The sequence below is a fragment of the Gilvimarinus sp. 1_MG-2023 genome (genome assembly GCF_030548285.1).
Genome location: NZ_JAUOSC010000437.1, coordinates 1 through 348, shown reverse-complemented (window position 1 = coordinate 348; position 348 = coordinate 1). Strand labels below are relative to the sequence as shown.

Here is a 348-nt window from a genome sequence, read left to right as displayed (position 1 = left end):
CGCCATGCCCTGTTCTACTTTGGAGCGAGTCGTTGTGAGTTGATCAGTCATATTGCTCCCGGTACTTCTGTACCACTTTCAGCGCCACGTAGTTAAGAATCAGAGTCACCAGGAACAACACCAGTCCCAGTGCAAAGGCAGCCAGTGTTTTGGAGGAATCAAACTCCTGGTCTCCCACCAGCAAGGTCACAATCTGCACAGTCACGGTGGTCACACTGTCGAGCGGGTTGGCTGTCAGGTTGGCTGCCAGACCCGCCGCCATGGCGACAATCATGGTTTCACCAATCGCCCGGGAAACCGCCAGCATAACGGCCCCCACAATACCGGGTAATGCGGCCGGGATAACCA

The 348-nt window shown here is 55.7% G+C and carries 1 pseudogene; it reads right to left on the bottom strand.

The window, feature by feature from the left end:
- Window positions 1–43: 43 nt before the first annotated feature.
- Window positions 44–348 (bottom strand): annotated as a pseudogene (locus Q4563_RS17530) (phosphate ABC transporter permease subunit PstC); the annotation flags it as partial.